At 57.4% G+C, this 19,614-nt stretch carries 20 protein-coding genes, 2 tRNA genes and 1 riboswitch; of the genes, 13 read left to right on the forward strand and 9 right to left on the reverse strand.

The window, feature by feature from the left end; genetic code table 11:
- Positions 1-55 precede the first annotated feature (55 nt).
- From NE562_RS00495 to NE562_RS00545, 11 genes are all read left to right on the forward strand, one after another.
- Entirely contained in the window at positions 56-427 is a 372-nt protein-coding gene (locus tag NE562_RS00495; RefSeq protein ID WP_280960425.1) for a GntR family transcriptional regulator, read from the forward strand.
- On the forward strand, positions 424-1,323 hold the full coding sequence (locus tag NE562_RS00500) for an ABC transporter ATP-binding protein (RefSeq protein WP_280960426.1): 900 nt from the start codon (positions 424-426) through the stop codon (positions 1,321-1,323). The genes NE562_RS00495 and NE562_RS00500 overlap by 4 nt, the downstream gene beginning before the upstream one ends.
- Positions 1,298-3,445: a hypothetical protein gene (locus NE562_RS00505; RefSeq protein WP_280960427.1), complete on the forward strand. Its 2,148-nt coding sequence runs from the start codon at positions 1,298-1,300 to the stop codon at positions 3,443-3,445. The genes NE562_RS00500 and NE562_RS00505 overlap by 26 nt, the downstream gene beginning before the upstream one ends.
- Positions 3,446-3,600: 155 nt before the next feature.
- Positions 3,601-4,041: a DUF2975 domain-containing protein gene (locus tag NE562_RS00510; RefSeq protein WP_280960428.1), complete on the forward strand. Its 441-nt coding sequence runs from the start codon at positions 3,601-3,603 to the stop codon at positions 4,039-4,041.
- A 16-nt stretch (positions 4,042-4,057) separates the two neighbouring features.
- The gene (locus NE562_RS00515) at positions 4,058-4,264 is read left to right on the forward strand and encodes a helix-turn-helix domain-containing protein (RefSeq protein ID WP_280960429.1); all 207 of its coding nucleotides are present in this window, start codon (positions 4,058-4,060) and stop codon (positions 4,262-4,264) included.
- Between the two features lie 3 nt (positions 4,265-4,267).
- The gene (locus tag NE562_RS00520; RefSeq protein WP_280960430.1) at positions 4,268-5,632 is read left to right on the forward strand and encodes a DUF4173 domain-containing protein; all 1,365 of its coding nucleotides are present in this window, start codon (positions 4,268-4,270) and stop codon (positions 5,630-5,632) included.
- 193 nt (positions 5,633-5,825) lie between these two features.
- Positions 5,826-6,056: a FeoA family protein gene (locus NE562_RS00525; RefSeq protein ID WP_280960431.1), complete on the forward strand. Its 231-nt coding sequence runs from the start codon at positions 5,826-5,828 to the stop codon at positions 6,054-6,056.
- On the forward strand, positions 6,053-8,065 hold the full coding sequence (feoB, locus tag NE562_RS00530; RefSeq protein ID WP_280960432.1) for a ferrous iron transport protein B: 2,013 nt from the start codon (positions 6,053-6,055) through the stop codon (positions 8,063-8,065). Before NE562_RS00525 ends, feoB begins: the two co-directional genes overlap by 4 nt.
- Positions 8,066-8,090: 25 nt before the next feature.
- Complete coding sequence (locus NE562_RS00535; protein ID WP_280960433.1) at positions 8,091-8,894, forward strand: HAD family hydrolase; 804 nt, start codon at positions 8,091-8,093, stop codon at positions 8,892-8,894.
- Positions 8,895-8,923: 29 nt separating this feature from the next.
- A riboswitch (THF riboswitch) is annotated at positions 8,924-9,025 on the forward strand.
- Between the two features lie 66 nt (positions 9,026-9,091).
- Complete coding sequence (locus NE562_RS00540; protein ID WP_280960434.1) at positions 9,092-9,688, forward strand: folate family ECF transporter S component; 597 nt, start codon at positions 9,092-9,094, stop codon at positions 9,686-9,688.
- 110 nt (positions 9,689-9,798) lie between these two features.
- The gene (locus NE562_RS00545) at positions 9,799-11,406 is read left to right on the forward strand and encodes a mannitol dehydrogenase family protein (RefSeq protein ID WP_280960435.1); all 1,608 of its coding nucleotides are present in this window, start codon (positions 9,799-9,801) and stop codon (positions 11,404-11,406) included.
- A gap of 394 nt (positions 11,407-11,800) precedes the next feature.
- On the opposite strand, the gene NE562_RS00550 is transcribed toward NE562_RS00545, so the two are convergent.
- From NE562_RS00550 to NE562_RS00590, 9 genes are all read right to left on the reverse strand, one after another.
- On the reverse strand, positions 11,801-13,120 hold the full coding sequence (locus tag NE562_RS00550; RefSeq protein ID WP_305147323.1) for an MATE family efflux transporter: 1,320 nt from the start codon (positions 13,118-13,120) through the stop codon (positions 11,801-11,803).
- Between the two features lie 55 nt (positions 13,121-13,175).
- Positions 13,176-13,661 (reverse strand): DNA-deoxyinosine glycosylase, encoded by a 486-nt coding sequence (locus tag NE562_RS00555; RefSeq protein ID WP_280960437.1) that lies wholly within the window; start codon positions 13,659-13,661, stop codon positions 13,176-13,178.
- Positions 13,658-14,713, reverse strand: a complete 1,056-nt coding sequence (mutY, locus tag NE562_RS00560; protein ID WP_280960438.1) for an A/G-specific adenine glycosylase — start codon at positions 14,711-14,713, stop codon at positions 13,658-13,660. The genes NE562_RS00555 and mutY overlap by 4 nt, the downstream gene beginning before the upstream one ends.
- Complete coding sequence (locus NE562_RS00565) at positions 14,695-15,129, reverse strand: PaaI family thioesterase (protein ID WP_280960439.1); 435 nt, start codon at positions 15,127-15,129, stop codon at positions 14,695-14,697. The genes mutY and NE562_RS00565 overlap by 19 nt, the downstream gene beginning before the upstream one ends.
- A 77-nt stretch (positions 15,130-15,206) precedes the next feature.
- A tRNA-Tyr gene (locus NE562_RS00570) sits at positions 15,207-15,291 on the reverse strand.
- A gap of 31 nt (positions 15,292-15,322) precedes the next feature.
- Positions 15,323-15,398 (reverse strand) — tRNA-Thr (locus tag NE562_RS00575).
- 76 nt (positions 15,399-15,474) lie between these two features.
- Positions 15,475-16,161 carry a helix-turn-helix domain-containing protein gene (locus NE562_RS00580; RefSeq protein WP_280960440.1) on the reverse strand — a complete coding sequence of 229 codons (687 nt, stop codon included), beginning with the start codon at positions 16,159-16,161 and terminating at the stop codon, positions 15,475-15,477.
- A 286-nt stretch (positions 16,162-16,447) separates the two neighbouring features.
- Entirely contained in the window at positions 16,448-17,038 is a 591-nt protein-coding gene (locus NE562_RS00585; protein ID WP_280960441.1) for a dipicolinate synthase subunit B, read from the reverse strand.
- Positions 17,035-17,487: an NAD(P)-dependent oxidoreductase gene (locus tag NE562_RS00590; RefSeq protein WP_280960442.1), complete on the reverse strand. Its 453-nt coding sequence runs from the start codon at positions 17,485-17,487 to the stop codon at positions 17,035-17,037. Before NE562_RS00590 ends, NE562_RS00585 begins: the two co-directional genes overlap by 4 nt.
- 321 nt (positions 17,488-17,808) lie before the next feature.
- On the opposite strand from NE562_RS00590, the gene NE562_RS00595 reads away from it, so the two are divergent.
- Both NE562_RS00595 and NE562_RS00600 read left to right on the forward strand, forming a co-directional pair.
- Positions 17,809-17,940 (forward strand): hypothetical protein, encoded by a 132-nt coding sequence (locus tag NE562_RS00595; protein ID WP_280960443.1) that lies wholly within the window; start codon positions 17,809-17,811, stop codon positions 17,938-17,940.
- A gap of 17 nt (positions 17,941-17,957) precedes the next feature.
- Positions 17,958-19,580 (forward strand): recombinase family protein, encoded by a 1,623-nt coding sequence (locus tag NE562_RS00600; RefSeq protein WP_280960444.1) that lies wholly within the window; start codon positions 17,958-17,960, stop codon positions 19,578-19,580.
- The last annotated feature ends 34 nt before the right edge of the window (positions 19,581-19,614 follow it).

The following is a 19,614-nucleotide window of genomic DNA, read 5'->3' on the forward strand; positions in this document are numbered from 1 at the left end:
AGTGTACTAACACAAATAGTACAGATGATACAGTGAGAAGAAAGGAGGCGCGCTCGTGATACAGATCGATTACCGGGACGCCCGGCCGCTTTATGAGCAAGTGGCGGATGAGATCGAGCAGCTCGTGCTGCGCGGCGTGTTGGCGCCGGACAGTCAACTGCCCAGCGTGCGCCAGCTGGCTACCGAGCTTTCCATTAACCCGAATACGATCCAGCGTGCGTACAGCGAGTTGGAGCAGCGCGGCGTGGTCTATGCCGCGAAGGGAAGGGGCAATTTTGTATCGGGCGATTTTTCCGCGCTGCGGGAACGCAGGCTGAGCGAGATCGAACGTGAGGTGCGCTCGCTTGTAGCGGTGGCGCGCGATCTTGGCGCGGACGACGCGCGGCTGAACAGCTGGATACAGACGAAAGGGGAGAACAAACGATGATAACGGCGAAAAACGCCACCAAGCATTTTGGCGGACTGACCGCGCTTGACCATGTGGACGCCGAAATAAGGGACGCTTCGGTTTTTGGCCTGATCGGTTCCAACGGCGCCGGCAAAAGCACGTTCCTGCGCATGCTGGCCGGTATTTTGGCGCCGGATGAAGGCACGGTGGAGATCGACGGCGCCGCAATCTTTGAAAATGTGGCCTTAAAGCAGCGCTGCTTTTTCATTTCCGATGAACAGTTCTTTTTTCCGAACGGCACGCCGGCGGAGATCAAGGACTTTTATAAGAAATACTATCCGCGTTTCGACGAGGCGCGCTATCAAAAGCTGATACACGCCTTTGCTATCGACGAGACCCGCAAGATCCGTACCTTTTCCAAGGGTATGAAAAAGCAGGTGTCTGTCATTTGCGGCGTATGCGCCGGAGCGGACTACTTATTTTGCGATGAAACCTTTGACGGCCTTGACCCGGTCGTGCGGCAGGCGGTCAAAAGCCTGTTCGCGGAGGATGTGGCCGAACGCGGCCTAACGCCCGTGATCGCCAGCCATAACCTGCGCGAACTGGAGGATATCTGCGATCATGTGGGTTTACTGCACCGCGGCGGCATTCTGTTCTCCCGCGATCTGGACGAAATGAAGCTTGGCATGTTTAAAATGCAGATCGTGTTCCGCACGCCGCCGGAAAAGGATGCGTGGGAGGGAATCAACGTGCTGCACCTCGACCAGCGGGGTTCGCTGTATACGCTGACCGCGCGCGGTGGGCGCGAAGAGCTGCAAGCCCGCGTCGCGGGGATGGACCCTACTTTCTTCGAGCTGCTCCCGCTGACGCTGGAAGAGATATTTATCAATGAAACGGAGGTGGCTGGATATGACATCAAAACACTCCTTTTCTGAGGGCGCGCTCCTGTGCGACGGCCTGCGCCGGAACCTCTGGTGCGTCGTCCTTTCCACCCTTGGATTTTTAATGACGCTTACCCTGCCTGTATTGATGCTAATGCAGCGTGCGCTGGAACGGCAAAAGCAGATCGCGGAGGGACTGCTGGGCACAGCAGACGCGGCAATATATTGGCAAAACGCCTTGGATGACGTGGGCCGTATGATCGGCGGCTATAATCCGTTACTTAAACTTATGTTTCTGGTGCTCGCTGTGGTATGCGGCGTGGCGGCGTATAGCTATCTGCATTCGCGCCAGCGGGTCGATTTTTATCACGCGCTGCCGATTTCCCGCACGCGGCAGTTTTTCAATCGCTTTGTAATAGGCATATTATATGTTGTGCCGGTATATTTAATTGTGCTGGCGCTTACGCTTGGTTGTACGAGCGCCATGGGCTTTGGCGAAGCGATTCGGTGGAGTTATATCGGCAGCACGATTGTTAGTATGCTGGTTATTTTTATTGTAGTATACGCGCTGTCGGCGTTGTCGGCTATTTTGTGCGGCAACACGATTATTTCTCTTCTTCTTCTGATTTGGTTCTTGTTTGGACCGGCGGTGATCGGCGCTCTTAAAATTAACCTGTGCCGTATGTTTTTCGGAACCTACGCTTATTCAGTTATGGACAGCACAATGGCGCTGCGCCTTTCTCCGGCATTACAAAGCTTTGCGTTTGACGGTCTGCAATATAGCAGCGCGTCTGATGCGGCGGGATTATCTGCCGGCGCGTTGCATGGCGTTTATCTTCTTGTGGCGGTACTGGCTACGCTTTTATGCCTGTTCCTCTACCGCATTCGCAAAAGTGAGCGTTCGGGTCTGGCTCTTGCGTTTGAACCGCTCAAGACACCGCTTAAGATCGTGATGTGTCTGATCATGGGCTTGGCGGCCGGTCTGGTGTTTCAGGCGATATCCGGCGGGTTCTGGTTCTGGCCGGGACTGATCATCGGCGCGGTGTTATTCCACTTCCTGATCGAGATTATTTACGCATTTGATTTTCACGCGATCTTTAAAAAGCCAATTCACCTTGCAGTGATACTATTGGTTCTGGTTGGCTTTTGTCTGCTCCTGCGAGCCGATGTGATTGGTTACGACCATTATCTGCCTGCGGAAGATAAGATCGCGGCAGTCGATTTAAATGCAGGCACGCCCCCGGCGCTGAAAACAGCGGAGAACATCAGTGCGGTTCGTCGAATCGCAGAAATGGGCGTGGAAGTGGTAGATACCGTGGAAGAGATGAAAAAGGCAGCATACGGTGAGGACGATGGGCCACGGTTTGATTACGTGACGATTTCGTATCAATTGACTAATGGCCATATCGTAAACCGTGCTTACACCATCCCTTTAACAGAAGAATTGACGGCGCTGCAGCGTCAGGTTACCTCTTCTGCGGAGTATAAGCAATGCAAGTGGGAGCTCTTCACATATGACCCCGCGGGTGCGACAGGTAAAGAGCAAGCCGCGATCGAAGTCATAAACGAGCAGGGCACCGGAACGCAGGGTGTGATTTTTGAGGCAGAGCAGGTGCAGCAGGTGTTGGATACTCTGCGCGAGGAAGTGTTGTCCCGAACCGATACGTCAGTGCCCACACTATGCCTGAATCTGGGCTATCAGGAAAAATGGGAAGATGGCAGGTCCTATGTGGAACATGCGGGTTGTGCGACCGTCACCCGTGCGGATACCAAAACGCTGGCACTGATTGAGAAGTTTACCGGCATTACGCCGCAACCGTTAACAGTGGATGATGTCCGATTGATAGAGATTTCACCACTAACTGAGGAAACCTGGCAGGCCGATGTGACCGATCCAACCGATGTGGCGCAGATGCTGAAGGATGCGGTCAATATCGAGATATTTAGAATGTGGAATAGCGATGACAGTATCGAGACTGCATTCGATAAGGTAACGGATGTGCGCGTGGTAGCTGTCAGCAAGCGCGGCAACAATTACTTTGTCCTGCGTTACCCGCTCGGTAAAACGCCCACGGCGCTGATCGAAGCATACAGCGCCACGGCGAAGGCGGCGCAACCGGAGGATAACTTGCGAATGGACGGCGAAATCGCCGCCGAACCCGCGCTGCCTTGGTAACACGTCCGTTTAGATCAAAAGCAGGAGAACTCCCCGAAAGGGAGTTCTCCTTTTTGCATATCAACAATTATTTATCGAAAAACGATAAATAATACTTGCAATACAACAAGCTGTATGGTATGATGATCCTAGTAAACATCAAGGGAGGAAATCGCATGAACTGGACGAAGGACAAAAGCCTTGTGTTGTCCCGCGTGAGCGTTATCCTGTTTTTCGCGGCGCTTATCGCCGTCTGCATTTTTGCACCCAAGCTGCTGGGTTGGCGGCTGGGCTACCACGCCTATTTAATGCCGTTTTATTTGGCCAGCATCTATTGCTCGGCGCCTTTTGCCGCCGCGGTGCTGTGGCAGCTGCACCGGCTCCTGCGCAATATCGGCAGGGGAGAGGTGTTCGTTCAAACGAACGTACGCTGTCTGCGCGCGATCTCGTGGTGCTGCATCGGCGCGGCGGCGGTTCTATTTGCGAGCGGGTTTTACGATTTCCTGTTTTTCGCGCTGTCGGCCATGGCGGCGTTCGTCGGCCTGATCCTGCGCGTGGTCAAAAACGTCATTGCCGAAGCGGTGGCGATCAAGGCCGAAAACGATTTTACAATTTGAGAAAGGAATTGCCGATATGCCCATTGTGGTCAATATCGATGTGATGATGGCCCGCCGCAAGATGAGTGCAGGCGAGCTGGCTGAGCGCATCGGCATCACCCCCGCCAATCTTTCTATTCTGAAAAATAACAAGGCCAAGGCCATTCGTTTTTCCACACTCGAAGCGCTTTGCAAGGCGCTCGACTGTAAGCCGGCCGACCTGCTGGATTATACGGAGGAATAAACCATGCAACCGAATATCACTTCGGCGAGCGGCGAGATCCGCGCGCCTCAGGTTTCTATACCCAAAACGCCTCAGGCATCGCCCCAAAAGCCGCCCTTTGCCTGTGATCGGACGGATACGCTGTTCGCGGTTTTGGCTTTCGCCTTCGGCTATTTCTATATTTGGTCGTTTGAGAAAACCATGACCAGCCCGCTGATCGCGCTGATCACGGTTGGATACGCGGCCTTCGTGTTGACCTATCTGTATCTGCGGGGACGCCGTCCCGGAGCGGAAAGCTGGTTTTGGCTGGCGGTGCTGTTCAGTCTTGGCTTGCCGGTCACGCTGTGGAGCCTAGCGCCAACGCTCCAGATATTCCTACTGCACGGCGTTGCGCTTTATTGGACCCTGTCGGCCGCCGGCGTGCTGTACGGCGGCAAAACCGGTAATTGGCTGCCGTTTGATTGTCTGTCCGCGCTGCTCGTCGTGCCGGCCGCCAATTTCCCCGCGGCGTTTCGCGCGCTGCTCGACAAGCGGGGCGGCGGAAAAACGCGGCGGCAGGTGGGCATGGTGCTGCTGGGCGTATGTATCGCGGTGCCGCTGCTTGCGTTGGTGCTTCCGCTGCTCGCCAGCGCGGATCAGATGTTTGCCGAAGGCATACGGAAAACGGGAACGTGGTTCCTGAACAACTGCGGTGATGTGCTGCTGCGTCTTATACTGGCTGTGCCGGTCGGCGCGTGGGTATATGCCGCCTGCTATGGCGCGGCGCGCGGAGTTCATACCGAACCGTATGACCGCGCTACCGTGCGGCGGATGGCGCAAAAGGCGCATTTGGTTCCCGCGTTGGCGAGCGTGACCGCGCTCATGCTGGTATGCGTGGCTTATGCCCTGTTTATTGCGTTGCAGGGCGGGTATCTGTTTTCCGGTTTTTCCGGCCGCCTGCCGGCCACCTTTTCCCACGCCGCTTACGCGCGGCAAGGCTTTTTTGAGCTTTGCCGTATTGGCGTAATTAACGTATGCCTGCTGCTGGTAACGCACCTGTTCAGCCGCGCTGAGGATGAGAAAAATCGGGCGCTGCGCCTAGGCAGCGTCGCGCTGAGCGCGCTCTCCCTGCTGCTTTGCGCGACAGCGATGAGCAAAATGGGGCTCTATATCGCGGCCTATGGGCTAACGGTAAAACGCGTGGTGGCAACGGTATTCCTCGTCTGGCTGGCGCTGGTCTTTTTGAGCGCGATCGCGTATCAGTGCAAGCGCTTCGGCATCGTGCGGTTCGCGGCGATCTCCGGCGCTATATTGGTCTGCCTGCTATGCGTGCTGCCGGTGGAACGGCTGATCGCTTCCTACAACGCCGCGCATACTTTTTCCAGCGCCATCGGGTTTCTGTTCACATAAAATAACGGCATCAATCGGGGCCCGCTGCGTTCTATCGCGGCGGGCCCTTGGCCTGTGCGGCCGGGGGCGTTGCTGCCGCGCTTCGCGAAAGCTTTGTGTTGTTGCGGTTGTCCGCCGCTCGCCTTGACAAGTAGCGCTTGGCGGCGTACAATATTAGCGGTTAGCGAATGCGAACAGAAGAGCGGGGGAAACCATGAAAACACTGAACAATCTGCGTCCCGGCGAGGTCGGCGTCGTCGCGCAGATCACGGCGGAGGGGGCGCTCAAGCGCCACTTTCTTGATATGGGCATTACCAAGGGCGTGCCCGTTATGATGGAGCGGATCGCTCCGTTTGGCGACCCCGTGGCCGTGCGGCTGCGGGGCTACAGCCTTTCCCTGCGGCGTGAAGAAGCGAAAAAAATCGTGTTGGAGCAAAGCCGATGAAAAAAAGAACCCTTGCCATTATCGGCAACCCAAACAGCGGTAAAACGACGCTCTTCAACCGGCTGACCGGCGCAAACCAGCACGTGGGCAACTGGCCCGGCGTAACGGTGGATCGGAAAAGCGGCGGCGTGTGTTATAAGGGCACCTCGGTCGAACTGGTCGATTTGCCCGGCATCTATTCGCTTTCCCCCTACACGCAAGAAGAAATCATTGCGCGGGAATACGTTCTTTCCGACGAGCTGGACGGTATTTTAAATATCGTTGACGCCGCCAATATCGAACGCAATCTGTATTTGACGCTTCAGCTGATCGCGCTTGGTCTTCCCATGGTCGTTGCCCTTGGCTTCATGGACGATGTGCGCGCGCAAGGTATCGAGATCGACTGCGCCGCGCTATCCGAGCGTCTCGGCGTGCCGGTCGTGCCGATTAGCGCGAAAAAGGGCGAGAATATGGACGAGCTGCTCTCGGCCATAACCGGTGAAATGCGTCCGCCCGCGCGCCAGCCGGCTTATCTGCACGGCGTGAGCGCGGCGATCCGCCGCGCGGCGACCTTGTTGGAGCCGTTGCCGCTGCGTCGGTGCAGCCTGTCGTTTTACGCGGCAAAGCTGCTGGAAGGCGACGAAAAAATGCGCGAACAGGTCGATCTGCCGCGCGGAACGCGGGATGAGCTGCACGCCATCGCGGCCGGTATGCACAGCCACGCCAATTCGACAGACAACGAAATGGTGCTGGCGGACGCGCTTTATGATTACATAGAAGAGATCGTGGCGGCAAGCTACCGCCACCCGCACGGACGAAAAATCACCGTGACCGAGCGGATCGATAAAATCGTGCTGCACCGGTTTTGGGCGCTGCCGATCTTTGCATTTTTCATGTTCCTCATGTTTTGGAGCACCTTTGGGCCGATCGGTTCGGCGCTGGCGGATGGGATGGAATATCTGCTGCAAGGGTTGCTGGCGCCCGCGGTGCGCGGCGCGCTCACCACGGTCAATGCGCAGGGCTGGCTGATCGGTCTGCTGTGCGACGGCGTGATCGGCGGCGTGGGCGGCGTTTTAAGCTTTTTGCCGCAGATCGTCATTTTATTTTTCTACCTTTCGATCTTGGAGGACACCGGCTATCTGGCGCGCGTTGCCTTTATCATGGACACGCTGCTGCGCCGCATCGGCCTTTCGGGCAAATCGTTCGTGCCCATGCTGATGGGTTTTGGCTGTACCACGCCCGCCGTGCTGGCCGCCCGTACGATGGAAAACGAGAAGGACCGCCGCATGACCATCATGCTCACGCCCTTCATGTCCTGCGGGGCCAAGCTGCCGGTGTACGCCCTTGTCGCGGGCGCGGTGTTTAAAGAGCATCAAGGGCTGATCATCCTCAGCCTGTACGTGCTGGGTATTTTAGTCGGCATATTGGCGGGATTCATTTTAAAGAAAACTGTTTTTCGCGGCGTTTCCTCCGGTTTTGTGCTGGAACTGCCGACCTACCGCATGCCCTCCTTTAAGGGCACGGTGCTCAATATGTGGCAGAAGGCCAAGGATTTTATCACCAAGGCAGGTACGATTATTTTCTTGATGAGCGTGGTCATCTGGCTGCTGCAAAACTTCACGCTGTCGCTCGCCGTGGCGGGTAACAGTGCGGAAAGTATTTTGGGCGTGCTTGGCGCCGCGATCGCGCCGGTGTTCGGTCCGCTCGGTTTTGGACACTGGCAGGAATCCGTGGCGCTGCTGACCGGCCTTGTCGCGAAGGAGGCCGTCGTTTCGACGATGAGCGTGCTCTACGGCGCGGCGGGGGACAGCGCGATGCTGTCCGGGCTGATCGGCACGGTTTTCACGCCGCTTTCCGGTTATGCGTTTTTGACGTTTACGCTGCTATACATGCCCTGTATGTCCGCCTTCGCGACGATCCGGCGCGAAATGGGCGGCTGGCGCTGGGCGCTCGGCGCGGCCGCTTTCCAAACCGGGCTGGCCTATATCGTCGCGCTTGTCATCTACCAAGTGGGCGGTTTGTTCCTGTAAGCAAGAGAAGAAAGGTGGAAGTATCATGGCGATCAAACTGGTCGCGGCCGATCTGGACGGCACGCTGCTGGATAGTGATAAGCAGCTTTCTCCCGATCTGTTTCCTTTGATCGGGGCGCTGGAAAAGCAGGGCGTGCGCTTTGCGCCCGCGTCCGGGCGGCAGTATTATAATTTGCGCGAAATGTTCGCGCCCATGGCGGACGAACTCGTGTATATCAGCGAAAACGGCGCCATGGTGTGCGACGGTGCAAAGATCATATCCTTTTCCGCCATGCCGGCGGAGGTGGTACAGCGTGCGGTCGAAACGGCCCGTGAAATTCCGGGCGCGTCGGCGATCTTGGCCTGCCGGGAAGGCGCGTTTTACGAAAACGAAAAGGACGGCGTATTTCTTGAAAATATGGCGCATTATTACGCGCGCCGCCGCTATGCGCCCGATCTTTTGCGCTTAGCGGAGCGGGAACCGGTATGCAAGGTCGCGGTCTTTTGTTCGCGCAAAGCGGAATCGACCGTGCTGCCCGCGCTCGCGCCTTTTGCCGCCGAGGCGCAGGTCGCGCTCTCGGGCGCGGACTGGGTCGACCTGATGCGGCCGGGCATGAACAAGGGGCAGGCCATCGGCTCGCTGTGCGAAGCGCTCGGCATCGCGCCGGAGGACTGCATGGCGTTTGGCGATTACCTGAACGATCTGGAGCTGTTGCAGTCGGTCGGCGAATCGTACGCCATGGAAAACGCGCACGACACACTCAAAAAAACGGCAAAATACATTTGCCCCTCTAACGATGAAGACGGCGTTTGCCGTACCATCCGCCATATCTTTGGTATTGACAAGTGAAAGATTCGTGATAGAATAAAGGCAGAAAAAGCAGAGTAGATCATTTTGCGTTAAGTGCCGCCGAGACGGGGAGTTGTTCGGCGGACGAAAGGGAGTAATTCCTTGCGGTAAAGTGATCGCATCCCGCTGCTGCAACTGTTTAGGCATCTCCTAAATCGCTGTGGCAACAGAGAATTTTTATGGAGGTGTCTTTTTCTATGTCCAAAAAACAAAATATCTTTATCCGCTCGCTGCACGAACTGAAAAGTGTGCGCTGTCTGGCGCTCACGGCCTTGCTCATCGCGGTGAATCTCACGCTCGATCTGTTGGGCCTCACGATCAAGCTGCCGCCCAATCTGCGGATCGGCTTCGGCTTTTTGTGTAACGCGGCGATCGGCATGCTGTTCGGGCCCACGGTGGCCATGCTGGGCGGCATTGCGACCGATGTGCTCGGCTATTTCGCTGGCGGCTTCACCATGGGCGGCTATTTCCCGGGCTTTACCGTCACCGCCATCGCGGCCGGTTTGATCTGGGGGCTGTGGCTTTATCCGCGCAAGCTCACCGTATGGCGCGCGATCGGCGCGAAAGCCTGCATCAATCTGTTTTGCAACATCGGCCTCAATACCCTGTGGCTGACAATCACGGGAGGCAAGGCAATGGGAGCGCTGCTGGTGCTGCGCGTACCCAAAAATCTGCTCATGCTGCCGGTCGAGATCGCGCTTTTATATTTCGGCATGCGTTTGATCGACCGGTTCTACCGCATGCTGCCCGGCGTGACGGCGCCGCCGCGTCCGGCAAAGCAGCGCACCACATAAACCTTTCGGCAAATAGACTATTTTTTTCTATGCAGGCGGCTCTTTTTTTGGTATACTATAGATATTGGAAAGAACGGAGCTTTTCCGTTTACTGAAAGGATGTGCCGCTGATGAAGCTGACAAGAGAGAGTATTAAGCATCATGCGTCTTGGCGCGGTTTCCGCCTGCCGCAATACGATATCGACGAGACGCGCCGGCTGACGCAGGAAGCGCCTGCCTGGCTGCATTTCGGCGCGGGCAACCTGTTCCGCGCGTTTCCCGCCGTGCTGGCCCAGCGCCTGCTGACCGCGGGCCTGTCGAAGACCGGCGTGATCTGCTGCGACGGGTACGATGAAGACCTGATCGACCGTTGCTATCGCGACCGCGACCACCTGTCCCTCGTCGTGACCGTTTATTCCAACGGCACGCTGAACAAGGAAGTCGTCGGTTCGGTCACGGAAAGCCTCAAGCTGAGCGAGGACGGCGCGCGCCTGCAAGAAATTTTCTTGGCGCCCAGCCTGCAAATGGTCAGCTTTACGCTGACGGAAAAGGGCTATGTAATCCAAACGCCCGAACGCGAATTCTTGCCCGCCTATGAGCACGACCGCGTAAACGGCCCGGACGAGGCGGCGTGTTTCTTCGGCAAGCTGAGCGCGCTGTGTCTGGCGCGCTGCCGCGCCGGTCTGCCGCCGCTGGCCCTTGTTTCGCTGGATAACTTCCAGAACAACGGCGAGCGTTTGGAACGCGCCGTTCGCCTGATGGTCGAAGCGTGGCTGGAAAACGGCTTGATCACCGAGGAAGAGTGCGATTATCTGCTTCGCCAGTGCACCTATCCGGTGTCGATGATCGATAAGATCACGCCGCATCCGGATGAACGCATTGCCAAAATGCTTGAGAAGCAAGGGATCGAAGGCATGCTGCCGTTTGTCACCGCGAAAAACACCTATGCCGCCGGCTTTGTCAACACCGAAAGCCTGCAGTATCTGCTGATTGAAGATGCGTTCCCGAACGGTCATCCGGCGCTCGAGCAGTGCGGCGTTATCCTGACCCGCCGCGACATCGTCGAACGTTCGGCGCATATGAAGGTAAGCACCTGCATGAACCCGATGGATACGGCGCTGGGCGTATTCGGTTGCTTGCTCGGCTACAATAAGATCAGCGATGAAATGAAGGATCAGGAATTGGTCACGCTGGTCACCCGTATGAGCGAATTGGAAGCCATGCCGATGGTGGCCGACCCGGGCGTGATCGATCCGGTCGAGTTCCTGCACCGCATTCTGGGCGAGCGCTATCCCAACCCCTTTCTGCAAGACACGCCCCAGCGTATCATGACCGATACCTCGCGTAAGCTTTCGCTGCGCTTTGGCGAAACGCTGTACGCCTACTATAACTCCACCTCGCCGATGCACAAGGCCACCAAGCTGATCTACATCCCGCTGGTGCTGGCCGGTTGGCTGCGCTATCTGGTCGGCGTGGATGATCGCGGCGAGGCGATCGAGCTGAGCTCCGACCCTAACCTCGACACTGTGCGCGCCATGATGGGCGCGGTCAAGCTCGGCGATCAGGTGCCGGAAAAACAACTGTACAAGCTGCTCAGCAGCCGTATGTATTTCGGCGTCAACCTGTTCGAGGTCGGCGTGGGCGAGATCGTGGTGCAGCTCTTCAATGAGATGAACCGCGGCCCGCGCGCCATCCGCGAAACGCTGAATAAATACTGCGGCGAAGGCAGCGAAAAATAAAAGCTGCTATGTAAAACCCGCCCGGAACACGTTGGTGTTCCGGGCGGGTTATGCTGTCAAAGGACTTCTTTGCGCCGCAGCGCGTATAAAATAGGATTTTACCGCTTGCGGCAAAATCCATAAAAACCGGGAGCAGAAGGTGAATTGGCCGCAGGCCAAGAGAGGCCGGCCTGGGCCGTGTATCTCGGTTTGCTCTCATTTAATCGCCGCCCGAGCGGCGGTTAATGGATAGAGGCCTACGGGCTATACAAACCGACTTCAAGTGTGCCTGTAAGGCGCGCGCAGAAGCCGGAATACTCGATCGAAATGGGGCTTTGTTTCGATCGACAGACTGTCAAAAACAGTTTTTTGACAGTCTCACCGCCCGGAACACGTTGGTGTTCCGGGCGGGTTTTTACGTTTGGGGCTGCGCCTCCTGCAAGGGCGCGTTTTTCAGCCATTTGTCCCCGCGGAAGCGGGTGACAAAGCAGATGGAGCGGCACAGCCAGTCGCATACCATGGCAATCCAGATGCCGAGCGCGCCCAGATTAAACTGTACGGCAAGCACATAACCGGTCGCGAGCCGCACGAGCATCATCGAGGCAATGGCGCACACCATGGGGTAGCGCACATCGTTTGCCGCGCGCAGGGCGTTGGTGAGCGTGAAGGAGGCGGGCCACAGCAGAATGGCACTGCCGTTATGGATCGTCACCAGCAACTGGGCAAGCGCGAGCGTTTCAGGCGATAAATTGTAGATACGCAAGATCAGCGGACACAGTAAGATTGTGACAATGCAGACCGCGGCGGAGATCTGATAAGTAAGCCGCATCAGCTTTTTGACCATTCGCCGTGCCTGCGCCGCGTCGCCCGCGCCGATGCATTGGCCGACAACGGTGATCATCGCAAGGTTGATGGCTTGGCCGGGCAGCACGCCGATCGCGTCCAGATTGTTTGCGACCGCGTTCGCCGCGATCTGCGTGGTACCGAACAGCGCGATGATGCTGACGACCAGCACGCGGCCCAGCTGAAACAGGCTGTTTTCCAGCCCGTTCGGCACGCCGATCTGTAGGATGCGGCGGATCAGCCCGCCGTCCGGCTTGAACGAGCCGCCGCGGGAGAGCGATACTTCGTGCTCGGGCGCGCGCAGCAGCAGTAAGATGGCGACGGCAGCGACCAGCCGGGCAAAAGCGGAGGCGGCAGCCGCGCCGGTCACGCCCAGATGGAAGCCGAAGATTAGCAGCGCGTTGCCGCCGATGTTGACGATGTTAATCAGGCCCGCGATCATCATGGACACGCGCGAATTGCCCTGTGCGCGAAATAGGGCCGCGCCGGCATTGTACAGCGCTAACGCCGGAAAGGAGATCGCGCTGATCGTCAGGTAGCGGAGCGAGCTGCTCATCACGTCGTCCTCGATCGAGCCGAACAAGAGGCGGAGCAGGGGCGTGCGGAATAGCAGCACAAGGCCGGTGATCACAAGCGAGATCAGGGCAACGACGGTGAGCAGCTGCTTGGCCGCGCTGCATGCGCGCTCTCGTTCTCTGGCGCCGAGCAGCTGCGCCACAACGACCGCGCCGCCCGTGGAAAGCGCGGCGAAGATGTTGAAGATCAGTACGTTCAGCATGTCGACCAGAGACACGCCGGAGACCGCCGCCTCGCCAACGGAGGATACCATAATAGTATCCGCAAGGCCGATGGTGAGCGAAAGCACCTGCTCGATGATCAGCGGCACAATCAGCTTTTTAAGCTTTGGTTTGTCAAAAAGATCCTTATTCGTTTTCGTGCGCCTTCTTTCAAAGAATGATGCGGTAGGCTTCGGTCAGCCGTTCAAGCGACCATGCGGCGTTGGCCGGGCTGGTCGAGGGCAACTGGGTGATCGGTACGTGCAGCGTGGGCTCGATCAAGCGGCGGTACAATTCGGCTGATTTTGCGCCCGTGGCGAAAATGCGCTTGATCTGCGTCTGTCGCAGCAACGCGCCGATATCGTTCGGCACGGCGTTTTTGATCGAAACGTCGGATGCGCCCGCGATCTCGCACCGCGCGATCGTATCCCACAGGGCAATGCCGTGGGTCAGGCAAAGCGTCCGCTTGTCCTCGATCGTCTGCGGCGCGGGTACCTCCAACACGGTGGCCAGTACGCGCCAGAACCGATTTTGCGGGTGGGCGTAGAAAAACTCCGCCTGCCGCGATTTGGGGCTTGGGATTGAGCCGAGCAGCAGCACGCGGGAGTTTTCGTCATAAAGCGGCGGTATGTTGTGTACGACAAGCTCGGGCGTCATATTTCCTCCTCAATGACCGATAAAAACGGGCGGAACGCGCTGGGCAGCGCATAGTTGGCGCGCAGCGCGGCGGGGGTGACAAATTGCAGCTCCTCCGGGCGGCCCGACAACTCGACGTAATAGCCCGTCATATGCCATTCCACATGCGTAAAAATATGTTTGGCAGGGCGTAGAGAGAACAGGTTGTCCACCTGCCAGCCGCGCGCGGCAAGGGCTTGGCGCACCTCGCTTGGCGTTAAATGGCCGGCCAGAGCGGGCAACTCCCAAAGCCCGGCGAGCAGGCCGGTTTCCGGGCGCTGTGACAGCCCTACAAGCGCGCCGGCACGCACGAGCAATACCGTGCGCTCCTCGATGCGGCGGGGCTTCTTAGGGGCGCGTTTGGGCAGCAGGGAAGCGGTGCCGTCTTCCAAAGCGGCGCATAGATGCCGCAGGGGGCAGACGCCGCAGGCGGGCGCGCCATTTGGCAGGCAGACGGTCGCGCCAAGTTCCATCAGCGCCTGATTAAAATCGCCCGGGCGGTCGTGCGGTATCAGGTCGGAAAGCCGCCGCGCGATTAGCTTCTTGTATTTAAGGTCGGTGATCGGGGTCTCATCCGCGGTCAACCGAGCGGCGACGCGCAGCACGTTGCCGTCCACCGCGGGCTGGGGCAGGCCGAAGGCGATCGAAGCGATCGCGCCCGCCGTATAGTCGCCGATACCGGGAAGCCCGAGCAGCGCTTCGTAGTCCGCGGGCAGCGCGCCGCCGTACTGTGCGCAGACGATTTTGGCTGCCTTGTGCAGGCTGCGCACCCGGGAATAATAACCAAGGCCCTCCCAAAGCTTCAGACATACCGCCTCGTCCGCTTCGGACAAGGCCTCAATGGTGGGCAGCGCCTCCATCCAACGCTCGAAATAAGCGCGAACCGCCTCCACGCGGGTCTGTTGCAGCATGATCTCGCTCACCCAAACACGATAGGGCGTTGGCTGGGCGCGCCAGGGTAGGTCGCGCCCAGCGCCGTCATACCAATCGAGCAGGGGGGAGATGAGCGCCTCGCTCAGTCCTCCACGGGGCATATCATATCCTCCAGCGTCTGGCCGGTATAGTACATGGTAAAGGTCGCGTCCGCAACGTGCTCGCCGCGGTCGTCGAACACCTCAACCAGAAATACGCCGGTCGTCCGCCCGGCCTTTCGCTCGGTCGCAACGGCGCGCAGCGTGCGGTCGGGCTTGCCGGGGCGCAGATAATTGGTGGAACTGTTCAGCGTCACCGCGACCCTGCCGCGCGAGGCCGCCGCCGTACCGGCCGCGACGTCGCACAGGGAATAGATCGTGCCGCCGTGCGCCATGCCTAGGGGGTTGAGCAGTGCGGGAGATAGCGCCAGCGTGACCTCCGCGTGCCCCTCGGTCAGTTCGGTGATCTGCATGTTCATCAGGCGGTTCAGGCCGCTTTGCTGCTGCCGCCATTTTAAAATTTCATGTGTGCTAAGCATCGTTCGCTCTCCTTACATCGTTTCAGAAAAAAGAGAAAACAGGTCGATTGCTCAAAGAAACAATCGACCTGTTCACATGGTGGGAGGTGGTGGATTCGAACCACCGAAGTCATAGACGACAGATTTACAGTCTGTTCCCTTTGGCCACTCGGGAAACCTCCCATATGAAATTGTGCGCCGGTTTGAAGGGTGGTGGAGCTGGTGGACGGACTTGAACCCCCGACCTGCTGATTACAAATCAGCTGCTCTACCAACTGAGCTACACCAGCATTTTGCAGGTTTTGTTTTTCGCTCGGCGACGATATTTATAATACCATAGGAGGCGGGGACCTGTCAACAGTTATTTTAAATTTTTTGTAATGTTTTAGGTTTTTGCCCGGAAAGACCTTCGAGCGCGTCGGATACCTGCTGCAACACGGTGAGCAGAGATTTAGATACAGAGGGATACCGGCGCAGCAACTCGTCCGGCGAAATGGAAGGCCGCGCAAGCTCTTCGGCCGCAAGTCCGAAGCCGCCCGCGCCCTCGGCGGCGGCGCGGATGCGCAGCTCGCTCAATTTCATGCGCGCATCGCTCAGCGCGTCGAAGTGTTCGCTTTTGGTTCGGAATACGGTCTGCACGCCGGCAGGGTCGGACAGATACATGTAACGGTAAGCTTTGTAAATGGCAAAGGAAAAGTATTCTTCGATTTCTTTCGGCAGCTGTTTGCTGCCCGTCTGCTCGGCCAGTTCCAAAACAAGACCGGCAGCGTCCAGCACCAAATTTTTTTGCTGCGCAGGGTCGGGCTGAACATCCAGCCTTTCGTTCGGCACGGCGGAGCCATCCCGCGCGAGCGAGCGGCCCAGCAGGTAGTCGCACGAAACACCGTAGTAATCAGCTGCGCGCACGACAAAAGAAAGGCCTGGTTCACGCAGGCCGTTTTCGTAGTGGCTGAGCAGCGCCTGAGAGACCGAGAGATCATCCGCAGCCGTGCGCTGGCTTATTTTCTTTTCCCGGCGCAGCAGCGCGAGCGTGCGAGAAAAATCACTGGCCATTTCTCTAATACTCCGTTTTCCCCATGATCAAAGTATTTTTATTATACTCGCTGTATTACCTTTTGTAAAGTGCGGGAAAAGGCGCGATTTGTTAAAATCAGCCGGTTTTTGTTCTTGGTTTGGTGTGAAATATCCGTTATTTAGTGACGGCGCCGGCGTGCGGCAACTACATGTAGGGGTGGCGGCATAGCCGCAAGACAGGGTAAAATATAAATTATTTTGCAAAAATACGCCATCCGCCTCGCAGCGGCGTGGGCGGATGGCGGCAGGCGGACCTTTAGGCTGCTCATGCTTCTTTCGGGCCGAGCAGCAGGGGCTGGAGCTGCTCTCCGGAAAGCGCCGCGTCGATCGTTTGCGGCAGCAGCTCCATCTCCGCGACAAGCGAGCGCGGCTTGGCAACCGGCGCATCCTGGCGGAGGGGAACGAAATAGTAATGCTTGCGGTTGAGCAACGCGCCAAGATTGGCGGCGCTGCCGGAAAGCGCGTCGTTTGTGGAAAGGGCGAGAATAACCGGCTTTGCGCCGCGCAGATGGCTTTTCACCGCCATGGTGACTGGGGTGTCGGTCACGCCGTGAGCCAACTTGGCAAGCGTGTTTCCGGTACAGGGGGCCACAACGAGCACGTCAAACATCGCTTTGGGGCCGATCGGCTCTGCCAAAGTTATCGTATCGATGATCGGTTTGCCCGTGGCTTGCATGAGCCGCTTGCGCCATTCCTCAGCCGTGCCAAATCGTGTATCGAGTTGAGCGGCGTTAAAGGACAAAATGGGCGTCACTTCGTGCCCTGCGGCACACAGCTCTTCTATGACGCTGTATACGCGGCGAAAGGTGCAAAAGGAACCGGTCAGCGCGAAACCGATGCGGATGGGAGCGATCATAAAATGCCTTCCTCCTTGAGCATGGTCAGTACGGTATCGCGCACGGCGCGCGCGGCGGATAGCGGAGCGACCCGCCCGGGCAGAGAAAGCGCGTGCAGCACCCGGCAGCCTTGCGGTAGGGGGGCGTCCGCCGCCACGCCGCCGGGCAAAGATGCCAGATCGATCACGAGACAGGGCGGCGTCAGACCCGCCAGCTCGGCAGCGCCTAGAACCGGCGCGGGTACGGTATTGAAGATCAGGTCAAATTCCGCCAGCCCGCCAGCTAACTGTCTGGTATCCAGCGCGGACAGCCCTGCGGTTGCTATTTTTGCGAAATCCCGCGCGGAACGCGCGGAAACGGTCACTGCCGCGCCAAGCACCTGCAATTTGTGCGCCAGCAAGCTGCCGATCCGGCCGTTGCCGATCACCAAGCAGCGCGCTCCCTGCAGAGTGAACGCCGTTTGCTCCATCGCCAGCTGGATCGCACCCTCGCAGGTAGGGACGGTGTTAGCGGTGTAGCGCTTCCTATAAACTGGAAATATAAAGAGGAAAGACGGGGGAATACAAAAACACAAAATAAGTTATAAAAATATAGATATTTTGATATTTCAATATTTCATATTTATTTTCAAAACTATATTAGAGCTAGATAATTAGGGGGATTTTCGTACCGCATCATAGGAAAAATCAAAACGGCTTTTGAAAAATCGAATCAAGTAGAAAATGAATGCGGCGCCGACATACCGATAAAACCAAGCAGCATATGCTGTATATCAAAGGAGGAAACCGGTATGAACCTCAGCGAAAAAGAGCGTTTGGCATTGACCGAGCATGTTAAAGTGGGCCTGTTAAAGGCGCTGCGGGACGCACGGAAAATCAGCGAATCGCAGTTCAATCAGGCGATGGATGCGGCGCGGCCGTGAGAAGGGAGTGCGGCAGTATGGCTTTGCGCGTAGCGGCATATTGCCGCGTTTCGACCGATCAGGATGATCAGCTCAATTCCCTGCAAAACCAGAAGCGGTATTTTGAAGAATACATAAACCGGCAGACAGACTGGAAGCTTTACGCGGTTTTCGCGGATGAGGGACTTTCGGGTACCTCATCCCAAAACCGGCCGGCCTTCCAGCAAATGATGGCTGCAGCGAGAGCAGGAGAAATCGACCTCATTCTGACCAAGGAGGTTTCGCGCTTTGCGCGCAATACGGTGGATACGCTCGCCCACACCCGGGAACTTTCCAAACGCGGTGTGGGTGTTGTGTTTATCAATGATAATATTGATACGCGGCAGAACGATGGAGAATTCCGACTGACCATCATGGCCAGCGTGGCGCAGGAGGAAAGCAGGAAAACGTCAGAGCGCGTCAAGTGGGGGCAGAAGCGCTCGATGGAAAACGGAGTCGTTTTCGGCTGCAATAATATGTACGGGTATGAACTGAAAAACGGCAAGCTCTTCGTGAGGAGGGGCGAGGACGAGGTGGTACGGCTCATCTTTCATAAATTCCTGAATGAGGGAAAGGGAACGCACGTTATCGCGCGAGAGCTGTACGAAGCGGGTATCGCGCCGCCCAAGGCCAAGGACAAACCGTGGTCTGCCGTGATGATTCTGCGTATCCTGCGAAATGAGAAATACTGCGGCGACCTGCGGCAGAAGAAAAGCTATACGCCCAATTATCTGGATCACCGGAAGGTATTAAACGATGGCAAGGAAGGGCAGGTATATTTAAGGGATCACCACGAAGCCATCGTGCCGCGCGAGATGTTTGAGCGAGTGCAGGAAGAGCTGAAGCGGCGCGCGCCCACCGACAAGCAAAAGGGTCGGTACTCGAACCGGTACTGGTGTTCGGGCAAGATATTCTGCGGATGCTGCGGTGCGCGCTTCGTGCCCAAAAACCGGGAACGGCCGGGCGGATTTGTCTACCGGGTCTGGGTTTGCCACGCGAAGGGGCATTTCGGCAACCGCAAGCTGGATGCTCAGGGCAAGGTCGTGGGCTGCAATATGCGCTCGGTCAACGACCGGACAGTCTGCGCGTGTATGGAATATCTGGTGGGCCTGCTGCGGATGGACTTTGACCGGGTGATCGACGAAGTCATAGGATTGGTGCATGGCACGGAGGCAGAACAAGGCGCGGAAGAGCTGGACGGCCTGCTGGAGCAGCAAAAGCGGCTGTTGGAGAAGAAGGATGCAGTTCTGGACGCCTATTTTGAAGGGACGATAACGAAGGACGAGATGGAGCGTTTGCGCGCGAAGTACGATACAGAACTAGAGCGAGCAGAAAAGCGGCTGTCGACGTTGAATCGTTTGGCGGAGGACGAGGCGAAGAGCCGGCACGATCTGGAGGAGCTGCGTGGCTTTTTGAAAAAACGCGGCTTGCAATCCGAAGCGCTGTTTGGGGAGCTGCTGGATAAGATGACCGTACAGGAGGATAATGTAACGGTCAGGCTGAACGGGCTGCCGGTCGTGTTTTGGCTCCGGTACGAAACGAGCGGACTGGCCGAGGAATATCGGACGGAAATTACGGAATGCGAGATCGTGACGGAAGAACAACCGTCCTGTCGGGTGTGACGGGACGGTTGTTTTTTGTGATGTGGAACGGTAT

Source organism: Butyricicoccus faecihominis (assembly GCF_024462775.1).
GTDB lineage: Bacteria > Bacillota > Clostridia > Oscillospirales > Butyricicoccaceae > Agathobaculum > Agathobaculum faecihominis_A.

Bases quoted from the DNA above. Each gene is read 5' to 3' on its own strand.
- NE562_RS00500 (WP_280960426.1), top strand. From the start codon at position 424: ATGATAACGGCGAAAAACGCCACCAAGCATTTTGGCGGACTGACCGCG.
- mutY (WP_280960438.1), bottom strand. From the start codon at position 14,713: ATGCCCCGTGGAGGACTGAGCGAGGCGCTCATCTCCCCCCTGCTCGAT.
- NE562_RS00545 (WP_280960435.1), top strand. From the start codon at position 9,799: ATGAAGCTGACAAGAGAGAGTATTAAGCATCATGCGTCTTGGCGCGGT.
- NE562_RS00595 (WP_280960443.1), top strand. From the start codon at position 17,809: ATGAACCTCAGCGAAAAAGAGCGTTTGGCATTGACCGAGCATGTTAAA.
- NE562_RS00510 (WP_280960428.1), top strand. From the start codon at position 3,601: ATGAACTGGACGAAGGACAAAAGCCTTGTGTTGTCCCGCGTGAGCGTT.
- NE562_RS00555 (WP_280960437.1), bottom strand. From the start codon at position 13,661: ATGACGCCCGAGCTTGTCGTACACAACATACCGCCGCTTTATGACGAA.
- NE562_RS00505 (WP_280960427.1), top strand. From the start codon at position 1,298: ATGACATCAAAACACTCCTTTTCTGAGGGCGCGCTCCTGTGCGACGGC.
- NE562_RS00535 (WP_280960433.1), top strand. From the start codon at position 8,091: ATGGCGATCAAACTGGTCGCGGCCGATCTGGACGGCACGCTGCTGGAT.
- NE562_RS00520 (WP_280960430.1), top strand. From the start codon at position 4,268: ATGCAACCGAATATCACTTCGGCGAGCGGCGAGATCCGCGCGCCTCAG.
- feoB (WP_280960432.1), top strand. From the start codon at position 6,053: ATGAAAAAAAGAACCCTTGCCATTATCGGCAACCCAAACAGCGGTAAA.
- NE562_RS00580 (WP_280960440.1), bottom strand. From the start codon at position 16,161: ATGGCCAGTGATTTTTCTCGCACGCTCGCGCTGCTGCGCCGGGAAAAG.
- NE562_RS00600 (WP_280960444.1), top strand. From the start codon at position 17,958: ATGGCTTTGCGCGTAGCGGCATATTGCCGCGTTTCGACCGATCAGGAT.
- NE562_RS00565 (WP_280960439.1), bottom strand. From the start codon at position 15,129: ATGCTTAGCACACATGAAATTTTAAAATGGCGGCAGCAGCAAAGCGGC.
- NE562_RS00540 (WP_280960434.1), top strand. From the start codon at position 9,092: ATGTCCAAAAAACAAAATATCTTTATCCGCTCGCTGCACGAACTGAAA.
- NE562_RS00590 (WP_280960442.1), bottom strand. From the start codon at position 17,487: ATGGAGCAAACGGCGTTCACTCTGCAGGGAGCGCGCTGCTTGGTGATC.
- NE562_RS00585 (WP_280960441.1), bottom strand. From the start codon at position 17,038: ATGATCGCTCCCATCCGCATCGGTTTCGCGCTGACCGGTTCCTTTTGC.
- NE562_RS00515 (WP_280960429.1), top strand. From the start codon at position 4,058: ATGCCCATTGTGGTCAATATCGATGTGATGATGGCCCGCCGCAAGATG.
- NE562_RS00525 (WP_280960431.1), top strand. From the start codon at position 5,826: ATGAAAACACTGAACAATCTGCGTCCCGGCGAGGTCGGCGTCGTCGCG.